Here is a 21,950-nt window from a genome sequence, read left to right as displayed (position 1 = left end):
GGACTGCAAAGAGGCGAGCGCCGCCCCGGCCCAAGCCGGAACGGCGCCCATCGCTACCTCAGCCGAAGCGGCTCAGGACTTGCTGCTGTCACCACCGCCCGCGGGCGGCTTGGTCCCGCCCCGGCCACGGCCGGTGGTCGATCCGCGGCGCGTGGCGCCCGACTTGGCGGTCGAGGCGCGCGAGCGCGGCGCGGTGCCAGTGGCGGCCCGGGTGCGTGACGCGGCGGGCTTGGCTGCAGCGCTGCCGCTCGCCTTGCTGGCCGCGGGCTTGCGGGCGGTCGCCGCGCGAGCCGGCTTGGCTGCGCTGCTGCTGCGAGCGCGGGTCGACGGCGCCTTTGCCGTCGCCGAGGTCGCCCGCTGCGCGGTCGAGCGGCTGCTCTTGGTCCGGCTGCCCGAATCACTCTTTCCGCCGGTGGTGAAGATATCACCCGACAGCACCCGCTGGGCGGCGTCGGCGACCGCATCGGCGATCAGCGCGCCAAGCTTGGCGACCGAACTGCCGGCCTTGCTGGCGGTGTCGGCGGCATCGCTGCCCGCATCGCGGATCTTCTTACGGACGGTCGGCGAGGCGCTGATCGCCGCGGCCGCCGCAGCAAGCCCGGCGGCGAGCATCTCCTTGCTCATCGCCGCCTTGGCGAGCTTGTCGAGAGTCTCTTCGGCCGAGGCGACGGCTGCGCTGGCGCGGCCCTTGCCGGCCCCGCCGGCGGCATCGGTGCCGCCGCCGTGCTGGTCGGTGAAACTGGCATTTCCGCCATTGTTATTGGATTTGCTTCCGCTGGTGCCTTTGGCCACTTGTCGCAACTCCCTGCTGACTGGTCGGGCAGTAGACGACGCAGACGCGCAACGGTTCCGTTACGAGGGTCGATGGCAGGCGCGGGAATGTCGGTTTTTAGACAAGTCAAAGGCGACCGTCACGGGGTCGTGACGGTCGCCTCGAACATGGTCAGCGGCTGGAGAATCCAACCCGGGAGACCATGGGCGGTTCGGGTTAGAACCGCGTCTCCCAGACGAACTTCACCGACCTCTCTGCTGAACCATGAGACATCGGATCACCTCCTTTCGCTGCGTAATTGCCCCGCCAGAATGCGCGAGATTCGCGTTCGTTCAAGTCTTGTAATGCGTTTCAGTTTCGGCAATCTTCGATGCTTCGCGCCGCTTCCGGCCAGCTCGGCAGGACCAGCGACGCAAGCCCCGCCACCTCCACCGACCAGCGCCCGCGCGAATAAGCAATCGCGTCGAGCAACGGGTCGCGCGCGCCCAATGTCGCGCTGGCTGGCAGCGTCCGCTCAAGGCTTGTGGTGCGAATGATGACGCTGGCGCCCGTCGGAGCACCGCTCCGCAGCAGTTGGACCGTCCGGCTGGCGAGCGTGCAGCGCAGCGTGAACAGCGGATCGGTCGCCGACTGGAAGGCGGCTTCGCTCCCGCCCGGCACCGCGCGGTAGGTCCAATCGCCGGCTGTCGGCGTGGCGGTCGTCCACGGCGCCGCGGCCGCCTGGAGCAGCGCGACGCCGCCAAGCAGTCTCAGCATCACTGGCCGAGCCGGTCGACCTTGGCTTTCAGCGCATCGAGCTCGGCGCGCAGCGCGTCGACCTCGCTGGCGCCACCGGCGGGCTTGGCAGCCGCTGCGCCGCCTTTGGGCGCGATCCCGCCGGCGCGGGTGAACTGCTCGAACATCTCCATGTTGCGGCGCGCCAGGTCCTGGAAGATGTTGGTCCCGAAAGCATCGCGGAAAGCGGCCTGGTTCTTCTCGAAGCTGGCCATCGCGGTCTCGAGATATTGCGGGACCATGCCCTGCATGGAGTTGCCGTACATCCCGATCAGCTGGCGCAGGAAGTTGACCGGCAACATGGTCGAGCCGCGCGATTCCTCCTCGACGATGATCTGGGTGAGCACCTGGCGGGTGATGTCCTCGCCGGTCTTGGCGTCGAGCACCTCGAAATCGCGGCCCTCGCGGATCATCTGCGCCAGCCGGTCGAGCGTGACATAGGCCGAGCTCTCGGTGTCGTAGAGCCGCCGGTTGGCGTATTTCTTGATGGTGACCTTGGCTGCGGCCGACTTTGTCATGCTAGGTGTCCTGCGAAGTGATGGCCGACCTAGCACCGCCCGATGATGCACCGCAACAAGAGCCGGGCCCGCGGCCGCTGCCGCTGTTTCTCGAACTGGTACGGCGCGCGGGCGAACACGATCCGGCGCTGGCGAGTGCGGCGCTTGCGGGTTTGCGCGCCTACCAGCGGGCGCCGCGTGCGGCCGACCGGCGCCAACGCGCCGCGGTGGCCACCGTCGGCGGCGCGTCGCTGCGCGCTTGCGGCGGCAGTGGCGCGCCGATCGTGCTGGTCCCGTCGCTGATCAATCCGCCCTATATTCTCGATCTCGAGCCCGGCTGCTCGGTGGCGGAGGCGCTGACCCCGGTCGGGCGTGTGCTGCTGCTCGACTGGGGTGCGGCGAGCGCGCGCTCGCTGTCGCTGAGCGAGCATGTCCGCACGCTGTTGCTGCCGCTGCTCGCCGCGCTGGGCGAGCCGGCGGCGCTGGTCGGCTACTGCCTCGGCGGGACGCTCGCGCTCGCCGCCGGGAGCGCGGCGCCCACCCGCGGCGTTGCCACCCTCGCCGCGCCGTGGCGGTTCGCCGGCTATCCGGAGGCGACGCGCAGCGCGGTGAGGCGGATGCGCGACGAGGCGTGGCCGGCCGCCGCCGCGCTCGGACTGATGCCGATGGAAGTGCTGCAGGCGGCCTTCTGGTCGATCGACCCGGCGCGCACGGTGGCCAAGTTCGCCGCTTTCGGCCGGCTCGATCCCGCCAGCGCCGAGGCGCGCCGCTTCGTCACGCTCGAGGATTGGGCCAACGGTGGCGAAGCCATGCCGCTCGCCGCCGCCGCCGAGCTGGTCGACGATTTATTCGGCGCCGACCGCAGCGGCGCGGGCGAGTGGTTCGGGCTGCCGACCGCCCCCACACTCCACTTCACCGCCGCCGACGATCGCATCGTCCCCGCCGCCACCGCCGGCCCGGGCGAGTGCCGCGCGATCCCTTCGGGACATGTCGGGATGATCGTCGGCCGCCGCGCCCCCGAGCAGCTGTTCGCTCCGCTCGCCGAGTGGCTGCGCGCCCGCTAACCGCGGCCTTGCCCCAGCTGCCGCGCGCGGCTAATCGGCTCGGCAGGCACAAGGCACCCATAGCTCAGCTGGATAGAGCGCTGCCCTCCGAAGGCAGAGGCCAGAGGTTCGAATCCTCTTGGGTGCGCCATCTTTTCAAGCACCTAGCGGACGACTCTGACCACGCGCGCGGGGCGGCGTGTCAGTTATGTGCACGCTACGCGCTCAGAGCCGTGGCATGAGGCCCGCCGTCCGACTTGATCAGCGCAGCCTAGAAGACTGGCTTTCCGCCTGCTGCGAGAGCTCGCCTTCATACTTTGAAGAAGCCGGGAAGCTGTGGGAAAGCTGGCGTTGTCACGCGCGTAGGCGATCGTCTGAAGCGGGCACGCTGGCTGAGTTAGCCGCGCACCTAGCGGCGCGGCTTTGCGATCTACCGATTGCCTAGCGAGCGCCACCGCAGTCGCTGGGGATTGAGGCTGACATGACGGCGACCGTGCCGATCGCACCCCCGCACCCCCATGCTGACCAGCTGCGCCGCTCCAAGTCGATCCTTCCAAATTGAATGGAGGCGGAAGGGTCTTGGAAGGGTGGCGGCAAGGGAAACGGAAGGGTTGGAATGGTTTTCGCGTTAATACAACATGTGCGGGCGAGCCCGCAGACACACACTGACGTAGTCATAAAGCCATTCCAGCCCTTCCACATCCTCCCATTTCATAAGAATGCAATAAGGATTGTTTTATGATTGTAAGTACTTGTCAGTCGATTGTTTGCAGCTCGAATTTCCTTACAATCCTTACAGCACGCTTCCACCACCCTCCCGCTTTTCGGCTGCCGTCCGCGCCGGACTCGTTCCGTGAATTCTACGCTGAGCGACTGCGCTTCCAGAGTGGCGCAAGGGTGCGCGCGCTTGTGATCGCAAATGAGTACGCCAAGTGGGCGCATGCGGCGGATGCGCCCTGGATGGGACCGCCTTCGATCGAGCGAGCGATGTTGGCCTTGGGCCACCGGCATTTACGCTCAAATCAATCTTTCTTCGGTAATGTGCAGCTGATCGATGCGCCGTAGCCGAAGTCGAACTGCAACCGGCGATTGCGCCAGAAGGTCGGAGCCCTTGCGCACGCTGTCGAGCAATTTCGCCTCGAATTGGGCGGTCAACAGGAGAGCAACCAATGACCGAGCGTGACTTGGACCAAGCGTCTGACGTGCTAGCTAGTCAGACCATCGCGGCAGCCTCGGCGATCGTCGGCATCGAAAGCGTTGGCTTGCCGAGCGAAGTCGCAATGCTTGCGGGCATGGCCGCCGGCACGGCACTGGTTGAGAAGAACCATTCGCCAGCGATGCGGCTGACCGGCTTGAAGCGATGATGCGCCCAACCGCGATCCAGTTCGCAGCGCAACAGGCAACGTTCGTGATCCAGTGGCCGGCAAGCTGCACCGCTTGGGGGTTGCGGGTCCTTCCCGGCCCCGCCCCCTAATACGGTGTGGCGAGGCGCAGCGTCGCGGTGTTCAAGCCCGTGCCAAGATAATGAACTTACTGAACTAATTAGTTCATCCGGGGGTGCTTATGAACGTCGATCAAATTGTGCGGTGGTTCGATGAAAAAGCGGCAGCCCGCATTCTGGGCGTCGCGCCCCGCACTTAAGGAGTTGGCGGAAGGCCGGCCGCATCGCGCTTCTGACCACGCCAATTGCACGCATCCGTCACTCGGTGGCTCAACTGCTCAGGGCGCAGGAAAGTGGCGCGCTCGACTAACGCGCGTGTAAATAAACGCGAATGTCTGCAATGGGTGGAAAGCGGACATCAGCGAGACGGCCAAGCAACTCGCTTGAGTCGACGGCCGCAGCGCGCAGACCTGTCCACCCGGCTTTGACCGGTGCATCTCCTAAAACGCGCGATGAATTCGGCTAACCTCAGCTATTCGACAGCAATTCCGCGATCTGGCTTCGAAGGAGGTCCATCGGGAAGGGCTTGGTGACGAGGCGCGTACCCACTTCGAGCCGGCCATCGCTGACAACCGCGTTTTCCGCGAAGCCGGTGATGAAAATGACCTTGAGATCGGGACGATCGACCCGAGCCGCGTCGGCGACCTGGCGACCGTTCAGCCCACCCGGCAGACCGACGTCGGTGATCAGCAGGTCAATCGACGCGCCCGACTTGAGGATGGCCAGTGCCGCGGGACCATCGCCGGCTTCCAGCACCCGATTGTCCATATCCTCGAGCACCTCGCTCACCAGCATCCTGATGGTGGGTTCGTCGTCCACCACGAGGACCGTCCGCTTGCCCGTGTCGGGAAGGTCAACGGCCGGTGCCACCTCGGGAGTGCCTTCGGCGTCGCCGAAATGGCGCGGGAGATAGAGGCATAGGGTCGTGCCCATGCCGGGCTCGCTGTAGATTCGGACTTGGCCGCCCGATTGGCGCGCGAAGCCGTAGATCATCGACAGCCCAAGGCCAGTGCCTTCGCCGATGGGCTTGGTCGTGAAGAACGGGTCGAACGCGCGCTTAACCACGTCCGGTGTCATGCCGGTCCCGGTGTCCGTGACGCACAGGGAAAGATATTGTCCCTCGGGCAGGTCACGCTCCCGCGCGGCCCTCGGATCGAACCACTTGTTCGCTGTCTCGATCGTGATCCGGCCGCCGTCCGGCATCGCGTCGCGGGCATTGAGACACAGATTGAGCAATGCGTTTTCGAGCTGGTTAGGGTCGACCAGCGTGGTGAAGAGGCTGGCGGCGCCGACGACCCGGACCTCGATGGACGGACCGACCGTTCGGCGGATCAACTCGTCCATGTCCGCGATGAGGCGGTTGACGTCCGTTGGCTTGGGATCGAGCGTCTGGCGGCGCGAGAAGGCCAGCAGGCGATGGGTCAGCGCCGCGGCGCGGCGCGACGCGCCCTGCGCGGCGGTGATGTATTTCTCGAGTTCGCCGAGCCGCCCCTGGGTAATGCGAACCTGAAGCATTTCCAGCGATCCGACGATTCCGGCCAGCATGTTGTTAAAGTCGTGGGCAAGACCTCCGGTGAGTTGTCCGACCGCCTCCATCTTCTGTGACTGACGAAGCTGCTCTTCGGCCGCCATCAGTTCGGCGGTGCGCTCTTCAACCTGGAGTTCGAGGGAGACGGCAAAGTCCGCCAGGCGAGCTTCGGCGCGACGGCGTTCGGTAATGTCGCGGGTCCGTGCGGCGATTTCGTGCATGAAACTCAACTCGCCCTCGGTCCAGACCCGCGGAACGGCGTTGTTGACGTAAATCAAGGCCACGAAGGCGCCGTTTTCCCGCAGCGGCATGTTGATGAAGGAGTGGGCCGTGATGGCCTTGAGCGCGTCGGCATTGTCGATCGTTCGCGGATCCGTGTCCGCGTTGACGCAGAGGACCGTCTCGCCGCGCTTCAAGTCCTCGATGTAACTTCCGTAGTCGCGAAAATTGAGCGTGCCGGCGATGGTCGTGACACCCGGCGCATTCCAGTCGCGCTCGATCGTGATGCACTCGCGCACGGGATCGATCGTGCCGTAGCCGGCCCGGCTGACCCCCAAGGTCTTGCCGAGGATTTCGGACGCGAGATAGGCGATCTCGCCCGGATCGCTGATGTCGCGAACGGAGTCCGACAGTTGAAGCAAGGCCGCCTGCCGGGCTTCATTCTCCCGTCGGTCAGTGATGTCGAAACTGATGCCCGGAAATATTCTGGATGCGCCGTTCGGCGACAGCGAGCACCGCCCCTCCGCGGCGACCCAGCGCAGCGATCCGTCCGGCTGGACCAATCGATATTCAGCGGAGAACGGGGCCAGCATGTCGATCGCGCGTTGGATCTCGTCCTTCAGCCGGTCGAGATCATCGGGATGAACGCGTTTGAAGAATTCGGCGATCGGGGCGCCGCGTGCCGCCACCGCGACATCAACTCCGTAAAGTTTGGCGAAGGCAGCGTCGGCGACGACCAGATTGTCGTCGACCGACCAATCCCATGTTCCGACGGACTGCCCGGCCGTAAGGATCGCCTGGCGCTGGCGGAACGCGTGCAACTCGATCAGGCGCTCGACCTGTTTGCCAAGTGCGGTAAGCGCCCGCTTCTGCGCTTGATCCAGGCCAGCGGGCCGCGCGACCGTGTCGATGACGCACAAGGTCCCTAACGCCAGGCCCTGCTCCGACCGCAGCGGAACACCAGCATAAAAGCGTATTCGAGGATCGTCGGTGACGAGGGAGAATTGCGCGGTTCTCGGATCAGCCGCCAAGTCCGCGATCTCGAAGATCCCGGTCTCTTGAATGGCAAGTGAGCATACCGACGTGTTTCGCGGCGTTTCCCGCGCGGCAACGCCGACGCTGGCCTTGAACCACTGTCTCTCGGCATCGACCAAGCTGACGAGCGCGATCGGCGTGTCGGAGATCTCTTTGGCGAGAAGGACGATGTCATCGAAGGCGGCGTCGGCCGGCGTGTCGAGAATGTCGAGTTGAAGCAGCGCCGCCAGCCGCTCTTCCTCGCTGCCATTCAAATCGGATGAATCGGTGGGGTTCGCCATTAGCGAGGCAACTCCAGACGTTCAGAGGAGATGGCAGAAGGCGTAGGTGATTGCGATTGCAGCGTCATCAGCGCGCCGGGTAAAACGCGATGCTCGATGCGAACGCGCTATCGCGTGATCGGTTGCGGTCCGCAATAGCGATGGCGGGCGTTGAGCCCGCCGGGCCCCGATCGGCCATCCGTTGCCGAGCGAGACGGTTTCACTCGGGCGTCTGTTTCTGGGCGGTCAAGACAATGCCGCCTTGACGTAAACAAAGCCGCCGTTGGTCGCGCAAGCGCTGCCCTGCCAACTCCCGACGAGCAGTCGGTCAACTGTACCGAAGTGACTTTACGCGTGCCCGACCGCCCGCGTCATGCGGGGGTTGCCATGAAGGCGTGCGCGTCGTGCACGGGACAGCCGTTGAAGCTTGCACGGAAATCGGCCGACATCTCGTAGGTGCGGCGCCGCGCGCGATTGACGGAACCGAGCGGTTGGTGCGCTGCGAGCCCATGCCACGGACTGAAGAACGTCCGCTCGTCGGTCAGCGTCTGGAGCTCGGTGCCGACTGACAATTGCGGAGCGACCGTGATCCGGGCGACGGTGTGATAGGGGCTCGCCTCCTCGTCCCATGCGACCGAAGCGTCTTCGACCGGCATCTTCTCGAGGTCGGAGCAAAGCTGTACGCGCAGCTCCCATTCGCCGCCCTGTTCGATCATCGTATTGCGGATCTCTTCGCGAAGCGCGTCGGGGCGGTCCGTGACGTCTACGCGCTCGCCCTTGAGCTGCGTCAGATTGTCCGACACCGGCACCAGCGCGAACTTCGCAATATAGTCGCCAAAGCGAAAGGCGGTCTGACTGTGATAGCTGTCACCCAACGGGTGCGTGATCGGAACGCCGCTCATCGACTTGAGCATGGCGCTCTGGCCGCCGACCGCCTCGAGCGCGCCCTCGAGACCGCGAAACGTCGCCGAGAGCGCCTTCTTGGCCCATTCCGCTTTGTCGGTCGTCGCCGCGAGTTGCTTGAGCGAACCCAGAAACTTCTTGGCGTCCGGTGCGGCGAACGCCGGATCACTGGCGAGGACGAAGTTCTGGCTCGTTTCATCGCGACTGTCGGGCAGACGCTCGCCCGGTACGTCGAGCACCTTCACCGCCATGCCGCGGGCGGCGGACACCGAATCGTCGAGGAGATCGCCGGGCTGGGTCGAGAGCCGCATCACGACCTTGAAGGTGGCGGGGGCCCCGAACAATCCCTGCGCCAATTCTGCCGGCAGACCAGACGCAACGGTCAACTCGCCCGCGAAGACCCCGTGCGCCTTGGCATGGACGGATCGCACGGCATGGCCGTTGTCTTTCGAGGTCGTCTCCGTGATCGAGCGCATGGTATCCATCAATTCGCGATGGACCTGCTCCTCGTCTTCGATCGGCTTTTCGACAGACGGACTGTAGGCGACAGGACGAGCGTGCATGGTGGTCTCCGGGATGAGTTCAACCAGCGAACCTCACCTTCGGATGTTCCGCACAAAACGATAAACTTCTGAATATCTTACCTGTTTGCTGGCGAATGGCGGAAGCGGCGGCCTTAAGTGATCACCGCAACTGGCTGTCCTTGCTTCCCCGCCGATTGAACGCTGCCGCCGGTGGCCGGTCGCGGCTGCTCTGACAGGTGACGCAGGTCCGGACTCCAGGCAGCGCCCGGCGCCGGCCCTCGGGGATGGCATCGCCGCAAAGGATACAGAAGGGCTCGCTCGCTCCGCTGGGCATATTTGCCCGAGCAGCGAGTACCGCGTCCGCCACTGTGTCGTCGATCTGATCCTGCACCGCGCCATCGCGCGTCCAGCCGCCGGCCATCTACCTCTCCTTGGCCAAGACATATGGGAGGCGGGAGGCCGCAATTCCAGCGATTGCCCTGATGCAGGTCGCCGTCACCAAGCAGTCGATGACGCCCCTTCCGACGACAGTTGATGGCGCGTTCCGACCGCGAGAACTGGGTGAATGCAGGCCTGCTTTCGACCCCTTGCGGATATTGCGCCTCGGCTTGAGCTCAGAATCCTCGGATGGCTTCAGAGTAATCTCCAACTCGTTGTCTTGACGACATTTGTCGTCTGGAAAATTGTCTAGAGTGCAGGATTCGATTGTTACCGCTTGCGGTTACAGCAAGTTAAGCAAAGAAATGCCCGGCCGTTTGGAGGCGGCCGGGCTATCATAAGTACACTGAGAAAAACTCTTCCCGATTTATTGAACGCGACTTTCTTACACAAGTTCCTTGCGGGCACGCATCAAATTCATAACAAGTCTATTATTTTGCAACAGTATCAGCGGTCCGGAGATCGAGAATCTCTGTGATCATTCTGCGGCCATCGGCGCGGTTCAGTTGTACAACCACATCGATGACGCTTCGCGCATAAACAAGCGTATCCGGCCGAGACAGGCCAAGACCTGCCTGCATCACCATCAGTCCCAGTTGTTCGAGCGCCGCACTCGGATTGTTTGCGTGGATCGTGCTGAATGAGCCGGGATGGCCGGTGTTGATCGCCCGCAGGAAGCTGACGGCCTCGGGCCCGCGCAGCTCACCGACCACCAGCCGGTCCGGCCGCAGGCGAAGCGAGGCCTGAAGCAGGTCATTGACGCCGATCAGCGCCTCGCCCAATTCTCCCTTGACCGCGACGAGGCCGAGGCTGAGCGGGTTCGGGAGGCGAATTTCCGGCGTGTCTTCGATCAGGATGATGCGCTCATTGGCCGGCACCTCACCGATCATCGCGTTGAGGAAGGTGGTCTTCCCCGATGACGTTCCGCCGCTGACGAGGATGGTTCGCCGCTGGCGGATCGCCTCGCGGATGAAGCCGAGCGGATCCTGCTGCGGATCGAGCCGTGTCCCCTGGTCGCGTAGAGGCAGTGGGCCGGACGCGAAGGCCGACAGCGGTGCGCTGACCACGCGGTGACGCCGGATCGCCATCGCCCATCCTGAACGGGTGGCGGGCGGCGACACGAATTGCACACGGGAACCGTCGGGCAAGGTCGCCGCCAGCAGCGGCCGCTCGCGGCTGATTCCCTGGTTGGTGGTCCGGGCGACCTGTTCGGCCAAGCGCTTGACGAGGAGGTCGTTGATTTCCGGCGCCGCGACCCGCCTCAAGTCGAGTTCGCCCGCAGCCTCGATCCACAACTCGCCCGACGCGTTGACGATGATCTCGGAGATGTCGTCGCGTTCGAGCCACGCGCGGAACGGGCGGAGGTAGGCGGACAGATAGACGCCCCCCGCCTCCGCCGGAACCGGGGCGGACGTGTCAGCCAGGACCGGTTCGAGGAGGGTCACAGCCGGCCCGGTGCGCCGACTTGCGAGAAATCGAGATCGCGGGCGGTGAAGACCCGGATGGGCTGGCCCTGGCTGACCCGTACGGTCGGCGCGATCGAGCCATTCTGTTGGGCGGCAACACCCGCCGCGCTCGCTCCGCCACCGGAAATCAGGAGCGAGGCGCCGCCGGTCCCGATCGCCGATGCCGCCCCGACCACCGAGAGCAGCAGGGCCGAGCCGAAGCGCTTGAAGAAATGGCCGTCGACCTGGCCGGCAAGCCCGCTCTGCCCGGCCTCGTCGGTCCCGGGCGACGCGATGGCGACGGACACGCCGTCGGGGCGGATCAGCCTCGACCACAAGACGTAAGCGCGGGTCTGACCGGCCGCGAGACCGCTCTTATACTGCCCGACCAGACGCGATGAGCGCGGGATGAGGATCCGGCTGCCGTCGAAGCTGCGCACGTCCTGGCTGACGACAGCCCTGACGTAGCCCGGCAGGTCGCTGTTGATGGCGGTTTCGAGGACCGCGGGGATCAGCGTTCCCTGGCTGACCGTGCTGGCGGGATCGACCATTCGGCGCGCGACGGCGGTGTCGATCGCCGAGGCGTCGGCACGGCTGGCGAACTCGTCCCCGCCGGCCGGACGGATCGCGATGCGTCCTGGCGCCGACGCTTCGGTCGGCCCCGAGGCCGGCCCGGGGGCAGTGACGACCTGTCCCGAATTGTCGAACAGCAATGTCGGCGAGCGCAGCCGCTCGGCCAGGCTGGTGGCCGCCGCCGGCGCCGGGCCGATGGGGGTGACCTGCGGAAAGGTCTGCGGCGAATGGAAGACGAGCGAGCCGGTCGCCGGGGTCTGCGAGGGATCGAGCACGCCGAGTTGCGGTCGCGGCGGCGGCGGGACCAGCGCCGGGGTCGTCGGCACCTGATTCAGCGGAGGCGCAGCGACCGCGGCATGGCGGGCATCACGTCCGCTACTGAGACCGAAAAAGGTCGCGGCGCCGAGCAGCAGGGCGACTCCGCCACCGGCGATCAGACCGACATTATCCTTGCGCGACGCCGTCACCGCCACGGCGGGATAAGCGATGCGGCTGGCGTCGATCAGCGCGCCCTCGTCCATGTCGGCGCGCGGATCGTAAGGAACGGCGTGGCCGCGCACCCCAGGCGGCGCGCGGAAGCCCTGCGGCTCGAGGATCCGGGTGGTGTCAGCGACCTTCACGGGCGGCTCTCCGAACTGGCGGTCTGGGTCGGGACGGGTGAGCGCGGGCGCGCGGCGCTGACGAGCGCGCGCTCACGGCCCCGGCGGATGATGATCTGGGGCGGCAGGCCGGCAACGACGATGTAACCGCCGTCGACCTTGTAGCTGACCGGGCTTTCGGTGCCGTCCGGCGCGGGGACGAGGACCGCGGGCAGTGCCAAGTTTTCCGGCCAGCTCATGTAGACGGCCACCGGATCGCTGAAGACGCGACCGGGCCGCAGGGATTTGGCGCCCGAGCTGTTCCAGGCGAAATCGAGCCGTTCCGGCGCGGCTTTCGGAAGCAAGGTGAGCGTGGCCTGCCGGACGGGCGCCGCGGGCGCCGGGACCGGCGGCGGTTGGATCGAGCCCGGCGCCGGATAGGCCGGATAGTCGAAGCTCAGGGCATAGACCGGCTGCGCCCCGCGCGGCGCATTGAGGTCGAACAGGTAGGTGCGCTGGTCGGTGATGACCATGAGGTTGCTGTGCGCACCCGTCACCATCGGCTTGATGAACAGGTAGTTGCCCCGCTTGTTCGGCGTGACCTGCCAGGCGGCGCTGTCACCGACCGCGATATTCTCGATCCGCTCGTCGTCGCCGAACCGGATTGAGCTCTGGAACCCAGGCTTGCCGACGAAACCGAACACGTGATTGGGCGCGTAGAGGACGCTGCGCACCCGGTTGTCTGCGCTGGCGGGCTGCGCCGCGAGGACAAGCGGGAGACAGGCGAGGAGGAGGATCGATCGGGTCATGACTTGGGCTTTCCCGGCACGAGGGCAGGCTTGGCGCGAAAGCGTCCGCGCACGCCGTCGACCCGGCGGTCGCCGCCCGAAGCGAAGCGCGGCAGGCGCTCGCCGTCACCGAGCCGGACGCTCGCTACGGTGGTGCGCGTCCGGTGGTCGGCGCCGACCCGCTCGGTCGAATCGTTGGCGGCGACCCGAGTCGCTTCGACAATCGAGCGCACGCGATCCGAGGCCGGCTGGCGTTGGTTCGTGTATGTGGTCGCGCCGCCAGCGGTGGCGACCGGAGCCGTAGCGACTGCCGACACCGATGCCGCGCTGGTCTGGGCTTCGGCTGCGTCGTTGCGGCTGCCGCCACCGATCCGCCAGCCCGCGACCATGGTCGCACTGACCTTCAATACGATGGCCATCAGCGCGGCGTAGACGCAGGCGCCGAGGAACATGGTGACGGCGGCGCGCATGGTGACGTCGCCGCCGTCGAGGTTGGCGACGACTGGCGTCAGCAGCTGCAGCGCGGCGCCGCCGATGAGCACCGTGAATAGCGGCACCAGCGCGAACATGACCGCGCCCTTGAGCCAGCCGACGAACAATCCGTGGGTCCCACGGAACAGCGCCATGACGATGAAGACCGGTCCGAGCGCCAGCAGCGCCGCGAGCGCGATGCGGGAGACTAGCAACACCCCCACCGTGCCGAGCAGCAGCAATAGCGCGGCCATCCACAGGACGTCGCCGGCGGTCCAGCCATGCGCCTGGGGCGGTGCCGGGCTGATCCCGTTGACCGCGGACACGGGGACCGGGCGGTTGGCCGCCTCGGCCGCATCGCCGACCGCGGTGAATACCGTGTCGAGACGATGCGCGAAGGCGACGGTTGCCGACCCCTGTTCACCGGTCACCACCGACGCGATCTGATCAGGCGCGCCGGTCAACAGATTCCAGACCACGCTTTGGTAGGCGACCCAGCTGGTCGCAAAGGTCAGGACGAGCCCGAGCATCAGCATCCGCGGCGTCAGCATGCTGAGGCCCAGCCGCGAGCGACCGGTGAGCAGGTTCATCGCCAGCAGCCCGACGTACAGCGTCAACAGCAAGGTCAGGGCGGTCCCCAAGCCGCCACCCGCGCCGAACAGCCGGCCGAAGGCGGTCTGCGCGGCGCTTGCCGAGACGCAATCCACGGTGCGCAGGGCCTCGGCGATGCCGGCACCATCCTGGACGCCAAGGGCGGGGCACGCGTTCACTCGGCGGCTTCCCGAAGGCTCATCGGCTCGCCATCCCCCGGCCAGGACTCACCCACCAGCAGCGGGTACCAGAGCGCCGGATCGTCACCATGGATGGCCCGCAGGGCATCGAGCCGCCGCACGCTGGCCTCGCGTCCGGACAGCACAGTGAGCAACTCTGGCATTCCGGCAAGGTCGAGCCGCACGACGACCGAATGATTGGCGTGCCGCACGAGGAAGCAGCGACTGTGCGCCGGCAAGGCGCGGATCAGTTCAAGCTCATGTTCGGACAGGCCGAACCCGCCGCAATAATCTTCGGCGCGGGCCTTGGCGTTGGGCATGAAGATACCGGTCGCCGCCTGCTCGACGATCGCGCTGCTGATGCTGCTCGACAGCGCGTCGCGGGCCGACTGGGTGCCGAAGCCAACCAGCGCATTGCGCTTGCGCAGCGTCTTCATCCAGTCGCGGATACGACCGGTGAAGACCGGATCGTCGAGCGCCTTCCAGCCCTCGTCGATCAGAATCAGCGCGGGCTCGCCGCTCAACCGCTCATCGATCCGATGGAACAGGTAGAGCATGGTCGGCGTGCGCAGCTGCGGACTGTCGAGCAGCGCCGTCATGTCGAAGCTGACGAGCTTGCGGCTGAGGTCGAGTTCGTCGTGCTCGTTGTCGAACAGCCAGGCGTGCTCGCCCGCACCGACCCACGGCCCCATGCGCGATACCAGGTCGCCTTCTTGCGGACGGCTGTTGCCGGCCAGCAGCTCGCGGAAGTGACGCAGGCGCCGGAACGCGGCGTCGTGCTCGTACGAGGCGTCGACGGCGTCGGCGATCGTGCGCGCCTCTTCGCCCGAATGGGCCTGCAACAAGGTGCCGAGCCAGTCGCGCAGGAAGCCGCGGTTGTGCGGCGTGTCGGGCAGTTGCAGCGGATTGAACCCGGTCGGTCGACCGGTCGACAATTGCGCGTAGTGGCCTTCCATCGCCCGGACGAAGATTTCGGCGCCGCGATCCTTGTCGAAAATCACCATTCGCGGCGAGAATCGCTGCGCCTGCGCGGCGAGAAAGTTGAGCACCACGGTCTTGCCCGAACCCGATGGGCCGATGACCGTGAAGTTGCCCAGATCATTCTCGTGGAAGTTGAAATAATAAGGCGTCGCGCTGGTGGTTTCGAACAGCGCGGCGGCGTCGCCCCAGTGATTGCCCTCGGCCAGTCCGAGCGGGAAACCGTGGAGCGACAAAAAGGCGGCGGCATTCGCGCTCGAGATCATCGCGCGGCGGACGACATAGGCTTCGTTGCCCGGGAACTGGCCCCAGAAGGACGGCTCGAGATTGACGTCCTCGCGCACGGCGATCGCGCCCATGTCCGCCAGCGCCGCACCGGCCTGGGCCAGCGCCTCATCGAGCTGCGGAAGGTCGTCGACCCGCAGGGTCAAGCTGAGGTGGTGATCGCCAAACGAAGACTGCCCCGCCGCCAGCGCATCCTTGGCGCCGAGCATCTCGCGGCGCTCGGTGGTGGCTTCCTCGTCGGTTGCGCGAAGGCGCCGGATCGCGAGGTCCATCCGTTCCTTGGCGATCTGGCGATCGGCCGGAGCGAAGCTCTCGGTCAGCACCAACGGGTAAGGGAGTCGCAGCAGCCCGTCGACCAGTCCGGGGCGCGTGGTCGCCGGATATTCCTTGATCGACAGCGTCCCACAGAAGCTGCGGCCGACCGGTCCCCGCACTTCGAACGCCTCGAGCCCGAAGCTAACCCGCGAATAGGGCAGGTGATGGCCAAGATCGACGTCGGCCGACGGGGCGAGCACCGGCCGCAACTCACCGTTGAACAAGGCCGACAGCAGCTCGAGCGGCTCGGAACAGGTGCCGCCCGGTCCCTCATACGCACCGAGCACGCGCGCACCATAATCCTGCAGCCCCGCGACCAGCGCGGTCGCGGCGGCATCGAGGTCGCGCAGCGCCTTCGGGTCCTGCTCGGCGGCTCGTCCCTTGCTGAGCTTGCGCATGACCCGTTCGGGCCAACCCGTCTTGCCCCGCGCCGGGCGCCGGATCAGCGTCAGGAACTGATCGTTGACGAACAGCTGGCGGCGGTCGAGGCGGTCGCTCCACAGCGCGTCGAGGTGGCGGGCGAACGCCGGGCCTTCGACCGCGGGCAGCGATGCCGACACCGGGCGCCTGATGATGTGGCGATAGATCACGAACCGCGCGTCGAGCGCGCTGCGCAAGAGCATCTCGCGCACGCCGTGGGCGTGGTTGAGTTCGTCCACATCGGCAGTTTCGAACGCCATGCCGGGGACGTGGATCGAGCGCATCAACGACCCGTCGCGCAGCTCCACCGTCGCGGCATCGAGGAGACGGCGATAGGGGAGCCGATCACCCGCGCGCTGTTCGCGCCTGGCCCAGCGCGCGGTTCCGGTCGGGGCGGCTGAGCGGCTCATGGGGCGTAGCTGTTGCAACCCCACCGCTTCCAGTTCTTCACCCGCGGGCAGCGGCTGACCTTGGTCAGCCACAGGTCGAACACGCGCGGTTCGCGCAGGCAGGCCAGATATCCCACGCCATGCACCAGCAGGGCGACGGGGAGCGCGAGGAACGAGCCGGTGATCAGGAAGGCCTCGGTCGTGACCGCCGCATTGATCACGAAATAGCTGTAGGTCACGCCAGCGAACATCTGCGGCCGGGTGAGGGCGCGAAAGACCGGATCGCTATTGAGGCTGGTCATTGCGTCAGCGCGTTACCGACGCCGTCGACTGGATGCCCGTCACGATCGCCGCCGATCCGAACAGCACGAAGCAGCCGACGATCACCGTCGCGCCGAAGCGCCAGTTCAGGCGGCCCGTCAGCATCATGAAGCCGACCATCGCCACGGCGATCACAGCCACCGCGGTGGCGACATTGCCAAGCAAGGTTCCCTGCAGCCAATGCAGCGCCGCGACGATCGGGCCGGACCCCTGGGGGTCGGCCGCCTGGGCAAACGCCGGTGAGGCGCTGGCCAGCAGCGCTCCTGTCAGACATGCAAAACGCGTCTTCATCGTGATGCTCCTTGTGCCTCCGTTGAGCGGGACAGCCGGTCGACGATCGACCGGACGTAGGATTGAGTTTCGGCGATCCGGGGAACGCCCGCGGCACGAAGCACGCGGCCGGGCCCGGCGTTGTAGGCGGCCAGTGCCCGCTCGACATCGCCGTCGAAGCGGTCGAGTTGCTGGCGGAGATAGCGCGCGCCGCCATAGAGATTGGTGGTGGGATCGGTCGGATCGACGCCGAGATCGCGAGCGGTCCCCGGCATCAGTTGGGCAAGCCCGATCGCCCCCGCGCGCGAGCGCACCGCCGGATGCCAGCGGCTCTCCTGCCATACCAATGCCTCGAGCAATGCAGGGCTGAGCCCGTGCGCCTCGGCGGCCTGGTGGAGCATGGCGGAGTATTCCGGCGGTCCGACCGGGCCGTTGGTCAGCGTCAAGGCCTCGACCGGGACATCGGGCCCGTCGGTAAGGTCGGAAGGCGCTGCAGATGGCAGGCGCGTCGTTGAATTGCGGTCGGCCGCCTTCAACGTCGCGCTGCCATCCGCCGCGAGTTCGATCACATCGGCGTGGGCAACCTGCGCTCCCGCAGTCGCACCGAGAGCGATGCCCAAGCCGATGATCCGACCCAGCTCATTTCGCCAACGCTGCCTGGTCCTGCGCATGTCGACCTCCGGGCGAACCCTCAGCCTGCCGTGCTCGTGTTGATCGTGCCGTTGACTCCGTTCGGGAAGAAACCACCCTTCGGCACCGCGCCGGCATTGAGGTAGACGATGTTCAGCACGTCTCCCGCCGAGCGGCTGTAGGCGATTCCATTGGCGTCGGTCGGCACGATGTTCGAGGCACCGTTGCGCATGCGGACGCCCTGGTCGTCGTCGACCGCATTGTCGAGCGAGTCGCGCGCATCGGAGATCTTCTCCGTCGCATCGACCAGCGCCGGTGTCGCGATGCCCTTGGCGTAGAGCACCGTGCGGATCAGCCCCGCATGATAGGCTTCGGCACCCAGGATCCCGGCCGCCGCCGACAGGAAGGTCGAGCTTTGCAACAAGGGCGACGCGCCCTTGTACGCGGTCACTCCGACATCCTCGAAGATGTAGGCGCCGAGCAGGAAATTCTCGTCGCTCGCATAAGGGTCGAACGACTGGCCCTGGGTGATCAGGCCGGCGGCAACGGCCGCCTGCGAGAACGGCCCGGTGGGCGTCGCGCTGATGTCGATCGCCGGTTGCGCCACCGCGGCCGAGCCGAGCGCGGTGCGCAGGAAGGCGACATGGTTGCGCTCGTCGGCGGCAATCTCGTTCGCATATTGGCGAACGACGGTGTCGGTGAAGGCGACCGCCCGGCCACCCGTTGCGGCGCCCTGCGTTCCAGTGCCGGTGAGCAACGTGCCCGGAAGCCCGGCGCCGGTCGCGGCGTAGCTGTAGAATTGCGCTTCGAGATATTCGAGGTTGAGCGCGAAGTTGAGGATGTCGGCGTCGCCGATCCCGCTCTTGGGCGGAACGACGTTGACGCCGTTGTCGACGCCTAGTCCGCTTCCGCTGCCACCGCCGCCACAGGCGCTGACGGTGACCGCCCCGGCCGCGACCGCGGACATTCCGGCGAAGCGCAGGAAAGCCCTGCGATCTTCGCGGCGGCGGGCCTGGCGTTCGAACACCTCGGCAATGAGTTCATGCTGATCCATGACGACCGTTTCCTCTCTTAGCCCGCGCTGCTGACGGTGATGTTTCCGTTGACTCCGTTGGGGAAGAAGCCCCCCTTCGAAACGGCGCCCGGGTTGAGATAAACGATGTTCAGGACGTCACCGGTGGTTCGTCCGAAAACCAGCCCATTGGAGTCGAGCGGGACGATGTTGCTCTGGTCACCGATCGGAGCGATGCCCTGGTCGTCGTCGAGCGCGTTATCGAGCTGATCTCGAGCATTCGAAATCTTCTCGGTGGCATCGATCAGGGCCGGCGTCTGAATGCCCTTGCGATACAAGGTCGTGCGGACGATCGCCGCGTGATAGGCTTCGACGGCGAGGATCCCCGCGGCGGCTTCCTTGTAGGTGCTGTTGCCGATGAGCGGCGCGGCACCCTTGTAGGCGGTGACGCCGACGTCCTCGAAGATGAATGCGCCGAGCAGGAAGTTCTCATCGCTAGCGTACGGATCGAACGACTGGCCGGGACCAACCAATCCGGCTGCTCGGGCCGCGCTCGAGAAAGCGCCGTTGGGATCGGTGCCGACATCGATGGCGGGCTGCGCCACGGCTGCCGTGCCAAGTGCCTGGCGAAGGAAGTTGACGTGGGCGACTTCGTCCTGCGCGATTTCCTTCGCATATTGGGCGACGACCGGATCGGTGAAGTTGACCTGCCGCCCGCCCGTCACCGCGCCTTGCGTGCCGGTCCCGGTCAGGCTGCTGTTGGGCAGGCCAGCGCCGGTCACGGCGTAAGAATAGAATTGCGCCTCGAGATACTCGAGGTTGAGCGCGAAATTGAGAATGTCCGCGTCGGTGATCGTTTGTGCAAAAGCCTTCGTACTGAGACCGGCGGCAGTCAGTCCGACCCCCGCGGCAGCAAGCGAGCCGAACGATTGCAACATCGCTCGCCGACTCTCTCGACGCTTTGCTCGATCCTCCAGAACTTCGAGCATCAGTTCTTGGTCGGCCATTCATGCCTCCGCGTCTAAGTGTCGGGAATAGTGGCGTTCTCCTCCGTTCAATTCGCGTTGCCAAGGCTGTTAACTGCCCGGTACGATGCCGTACTTCGTTGACCCAAGTTACGACGTCTGCGGGTTTTGTTCCGGCAACCGAAGATTAAATCGCCACGGTTGCATCCGGCGGTCGCGAAAAACCGTAGCTCCAGGAGGAGTTACCTGTTTGCGTTCGGACGATTCAATTCTCACGAGCTTTGGGGCGCACAGCGTCACCGGTCTGCTCCGGCACTTGCGCGCCACGGACCTGACGCGGATCCGCACGCAGCTTGAGGCGGTGGCGGTCTCGCACGGCAACGTGCTGGTCGAAGTGCAGGACGGCGCGGAGTATCTCTTCTTTTCGCAAGGCCCGCTCATTTCCATCGAGCGGGCGGACGGGATCGAAATTGCACTGGTGGGCAGCGAAGGCCTGGTCGGCTGGCCTGCTCTGGTGGGAGTGGGCGAATCACCCTTCCGGGCCGTGGTCCGCGGACGCGACGGGACCGTCCTGCGCATCAACGTTCATGCGGTGTTGGATGCGATCGTCTCTTCGCCTGCCATGGGCCATCTCTTTCAGCGTTTCGTGACGTCGATGAGTATCCAGATGGCCGAGACGTTGAGTTCCTGCGCGCTGCGTCGTGTCGAGCTCAGGGTTGCGCGCTGGATCCTGCTTCGACACGACCGCGTCGGCGGTGACGAAATTGTCGCGCAGCATGAAGAGATCGCCGCCAATCTCGGCACGCGCCGCGCAAGCATTACCGACGCGCTTCACATCATCGAAGGAAGCGGAGCGGTCCGGTGCCGACGGGGGCGTTTGCTGGTGCGCGACCGGGTTGGGCTCGAGCAACTCGCCGCCGGATCTTATGGTTCGGCCGAAGAGCTCTACCGGAGCGCAATCGGCAATTTCGGCAAATCGACCCCGCGGCTGAGCGTGCCCGTCGAGACCTGTAATGTCGCTCGTTAGATAGCGCCGTTCGACGGACGTCGGGGACTGCTGTTTCCAGCAATCCCCGACCCCAGTCAGCGTTTGTCGTCAGCCGCGTTCGGGCGCTGCTTCCGGCGGGGGCGGCGGCGGCGGCGGTGCCGGGCACGCATCGGTCGCCAGGATCACCGAACCGTCCGGACACGTCTGCGTCGCAGGCGGCGCGGGCGGCGGCGGGGGCGGCGGCGGCGGGGGCGGGGGCGGCGGGGGCGGAGCCGCCGCAGCGCCGAAGTTGAAGATCAGACTGGCCAGCAGCGAGTGGCTGGTGAACTTCTGGTTATAGCCTGTCGTAAGGCTCGCATTGACCGTCTGATCGACGATGACCGGCGTCGAAGTACCGATGACGTAGCGGTTCGGATTCCCGTTGATGGCAATGCTGGAATCGTCGACGATGTTGAGCCTGCCGGTGCGGAAGTAACGATATTTGAGGCCGAAATCGATGTTGCTGGAAAGCGCATAACGCACGCCCGCAATCAGCTGATAGGCCCAGGCATTGTCCTTCACGCCGGCGAATTTGACGCGGGCGCGGCCGGCGCCGCCGCCGGCGTAGAACGACAGTCCGTCATTGTTACCAAAGTCGATCAAGCCGTTGATCATACCGCTCAGGATCCGCGGCCGACCGTCGAAGGTGAAGTTGCTGGCGACCAGCGGGGTCAGGCCAGGCGCACCCGGATCAGGCGCGGCCGAAGGACGGTTGAGCCCCGCATTCAGCGAACTGATGAAGGCCGGGTCGATCGAGAAGCTGCGCACTTTCGCGCGCTTGTACCCAAGCTCGCCTTCGAGCCGGAACAGGCCGAAATCGTAGCCGGCGATGGCGTCGAAATCGACGCCGCGCTTTAGGTTGAGGTTGAGCGCGTTGTTACCCGTGAAGCTGGCCGGACCCGCCGGAGCGGTTGGCGTCGCCGGAGTCTGGGTGGTGGTGTAGGCAACAGCAATGTTGGCGCTGCGGTCTTTCGGGAAAAGAACGCCGCCTTCAATGCCAATATATGGTTGCCCGTCGCGCGCGATGGCCGGCGCGGAGGCCGAGAGCGCGATAACCGCGCAGATGGTAAGTCGACGCATGATGACTCCTGTTCATGTCCCCCAAGGAGCAGACATACAGCAGGAAATTGCACCGAGATACGCCGCGAACCGACCGAGCGTCTCTGACGCCTTCAACTCGTCGCTCGCTCACGCCGCGCTGATCTTCTGGCCGAACGACGAATTCGACCCAACAACCGACGGTGATTCGGTGCTTCGCTACCTCAGCGGCAGATCGGCA

The 21,950-nt window shown here is 65.9% G+C and carries 21 protein-coding genes and 1 tRNA gene; 4 read left to right on the top strand and 18 right to left on the bottom strand.

Annotated elements, in window-relative coordinates:
* Positions 1–72 precede the first annotated feature (72 nt).
* The 3 genes from GCU42_RS01120 to phaR form a co-directional block, all read right to left on the bottom strand.
* On the bottom strand, positions 73–792 hold the full coding sequence (locus GCU42_RS01120) for a hypothetical protein (protein ID WP_114228230.1): 720 nt from the start codon (positions 790–792) through the stop codon (positions 73–75).
* Positions 793–1,123: 331 nt separating this feature from the next.
* The gene (locus GCU42_RS01115) at positions 1,124–1,528 is read right to left on the bottom strand and encodes a hypothetical protein (protein WP_114228231.1); all 405 of its coding nucleotides are present in this window, start codon (positions 1,526–1,528) and stop codon (positions 1,124–1,126) included.
* On the bottom strand, positions 1,528–2,064 hold the full coding sequence (phaR, locus tag GCU42_RS01110; protein WP_114228232.1) for a polyhydroxyalkanoate synthesis repressor PhaR: 537 nt from the start codon (positions 2,062–2,064) through the stop codon (positions 1,528–1,530). The genes GCU42_RS01115 and phaR overlap by 1 nt, the downstream gene beginning before the upstream one ends.
* Positions 2,065–2,084: 20 nt before the next feature.
* On the opposite strand from phaR, the gene GCU42_RS01105 reads away from it, so the two are divergent.
* Both GCU42_RS01105 and GCU42_RS01100 read left to right on the top strand, forming a co-directional pair.
* Positions 2,085–3,107 carry an alpha/beta hydrolase gene (locus GCU42_RS01105; protein ID WP_240309504.1) on the top strand — a complete coding sequence of 341 codons (1,023 nt, stop codon included), beginning with the start codon at positions 2,085–2,087 and terminating at the stop codon, positions 3,105–3,107.
* 53 nt (positions 3,108–3,160) lie between these two features.
* Positions 3,161–3,237, top strand: a tRNA-Arg gene (locus tag GCU42_RS01100).
* 866 nt (positions 3,238–4,103) lie between these two features.
* On the opposite strand, the gene GCU42_RS14920 is transcribed toward GCU42_RS01100, so the two are convergent.
* Positions 4,104–4,241, bottom strand: coding sequence for a hypothetical protein (locus tag GCU42_RS14920; RefSeq protein WP_162789276.1), 138 nt, complete (start codon positions 4,239–4,241; stop codon positions 4,104–4,106).
* Positions 4,242–4,255: 14 nt separating this feature from the next.
* Here GCU42_RS14920 and GCU42_RS01095 point away from each other — a divergent pair, with 14 nt between their 5' ends.
* A complete protein-coding gene (locus tag GCU42_RS01095) occupies positions 4,256–4,450 on the top strand; it encodes a hypothetical protein (RefSeq protein WP_152569408.1) in 195 nt (64 codons plus the stop codon).
* A gap of 545 nt (positions 4,451–4,995) precedes the next feature.
* Here GCU42_RS01095 and GCU42_RS01090 read toward each other — a convergent pair.
* The 13 genes from GCU42_RS01090 to GCU42_RS01030 form a co-directional block, all read right to left on the bottom strand.
* Entirely contained in the window at positions 4,996–7,590 is a 2,595-nt protein-coding gene (locus GCU42_RS01090; RefSeq protein ID WP_114228234.1) for a GAF domain-containing protein, read from the bottom strand.
* 350 nt (positions 7,591–7,940) lie between these two features.
* Positions 7,941–8,957, bottom strand: coding sequence for a catalase family protein (locus tag GCU42_RS01085; protein WP_246165639.1), 1,017 nt, complete (start codon positions 8,955–8,957; stop codon positions 7,941–7,943).
* Positions 8,958–9,156: 199 nt separating this feature from the next.
* A complete protein-coding gene (locus GCU42_RS01080) occupies positions 9,157–9,417 on the bottom strand; it encodes a DksA/TraR family C4-type zinc finger protein (RefSeq protein WP_114228236.1) in 261 nt (86 codons plus the stop codon).
* Between the two features lie 448 nt (positions 9,418–9,865).
* The gene (gene virB11, locus GCU42_RS01075; protein WP_114228237.1) at positions 9,866–10,879 is read right to left on the bottom strand and encodes a P-type DNA transfer ATPase VirB11; all 1,014 of its coding nucleotides are present in this window, start codon (positions 10,877–10,879) and stop codon (positions 9,866–9,868) included.
* Positions 10,876–12,072, bottom strand: a complete 1,197-nt coding sequence (locus tag GCU42_RS01070; protein ID WP_240309505.1) for a TrbI/VirB10 family protein — start codon at positions 12,070–12,072, stop codon at positions 10,876–10,878. Before GCU42_RS01070 ends, virB11 begins: the two co-directional genes overlap by 4 nt.
* The gene (locus tag GCU42_RS01065) at positions 12,069–12,839 is read right to left on the bottom strand and encodes a TrbG/VirB9 family P-type conjugative transfer protein (RefSeq protein WP_114228238.1); all 771 of its coding nucleotides are present in this window, start codon (positions 12,837–12,839) and stop codon (positions 12,069–12,071) included. The genes GCU42_RS01070 and GCU42_RS01065 overlap by 4 nt, the downstream gene beginning before the upstream one ends.
* Positions 12,836–14,059: a TrbL/VirB6 family protein gene (locus tag GCU42_RS01060; protein WP_114228239.1), complete on the bottom strand. Its 1,224-nt coding sequence runs from the start codon at positions 14,057–14,059 to the stop codon at positions 12,836–12,838. Before GCU42_RS01060 ends, GCU42_RS01065 begins: the two co-directional genes overlap by 4 nt.
* Positions 14,056–16,467 (bottom strand): VirB4 family type IV secretion/conjugal transfer ATPase, encoded by a 2,412-nt coding sequence (locus GCU42_RS01055; RefSeq protein WP_114228240.1) that lies wholly within the window; start codon positions 16,465–16,467, stop codon positions 14,056–14,058. The genes GCU42_RS01060 and GCU42_RS01055 overlap by 4 nt, the downstream gene beginning before the upstream one ends.
* On the bottom strand, positions 16,464–16,748 hold the full coding sequence (locus GCU42_RS01050; protein ID WP_114228241.1) for a VirB3 family type IV secretion system protein: 285 nt from the start codon (positions 16,746–16,748) through the stop codon (positions 16,464–16,466). Before GCU42_RS01050 ends, GCU42_RS01055 begins: the two co-directional genes overlap by 4 nt.
* 4 nt (positions 16,749–16,752) lie before the next feature.
* Entirely contained in the window at positions 16,753–17,058 is a 306-nt protein-coding gene (locus tag GCU42_RS01045; protein WP_114228242.1) for a TrbC/VirB2 family protein, read from the bottom strand.
* On the bottom strand, positions 17,055–17,657 hold the full coding sequence (locus GCU42_RS01040; RefSeq protein WP_240309506.1) for a lytic transglycosylase domain-containing protein: 603 nt from the start codon (positions 17,655–17,657) through the stop codon (positions 17,055–17,057). The genes GCU42_RS01045 and GCU42_RS01040 overlap by 4 nt, the downstream gene beginning before the upstream one ends.
* A gap of 71 nt (positions 17,658–17,728) precedes the next feature.
* A complete protein-coding gene (locus GCU42_RS01035) occupies positions 17,729–18,721 on the bottom strand; it encodes a ferritin-like domain-containing protein (RefSeq protein ID WP_114228244.1) in 993 nt (330 codons plus the stop codon).
* A gap of 17 nt (positions 18,722–18,738) precedes the next feature.
* Positions 18,739–19,686 (bottom strand): ferritin-like domain-containing protein, encoded by a 948-nt coding sequence (locus tag GCU42_RS01030; RefSeq protein WP_114228245.1) that lies wholly within the window; start codon positions 19,684–19,686, stop codon positions 18,739–18,741.
* Between the two features lie 208 nt (positions 19,687–19,894).
* Between GCU42_RS01030 and GCU42_RS01025 the strand changes: the two genes are divergently transcribed.
* Positions 19,895–20,671, top strand: a complete 777-nt coding sequence (locus tag GCU42_RS01025) for a Crp/Fnr family transcriptional regulator (RefSeq protein ID WP_162789277.1) — start codon at positions 19,895–19,897, stop codon at positions 20,669–20,671.
* Between the two features lie 69 nt (positions 20,672–20,740).
* On the opposite strand, the gene GCU42_RS01020 is transcribed toward GCU42_RS01025, so the two are convergent.
* A complete protein-coding gene (locus GCU42_RS01020; RefSeq protein WP_114228247.1) occupies positions 20,741–21,751 on the bottom strand; it encodes an outer membrane protein in 1,011 nt (336 codons plus the stop codon).
* Positions 21,752–21,950: the final 199 nt, after the last annotated feature.

This window comes from Sphingomonas ginsengisoli An et al. 2013 (genome assembly GCF_009363895.1).
GTDB lineage: Bacteria > Pseudomonadota > Alphaproteobacteria > Sphingomonadales > Sphingomonadaceae > Sphingomicrobium > Sphingomicrobium ginsengisoli.
Note: the sequence above shows the minus strand (reverse complement) of the source record. Positions and strands in the feature narration are given on the sequence as shown.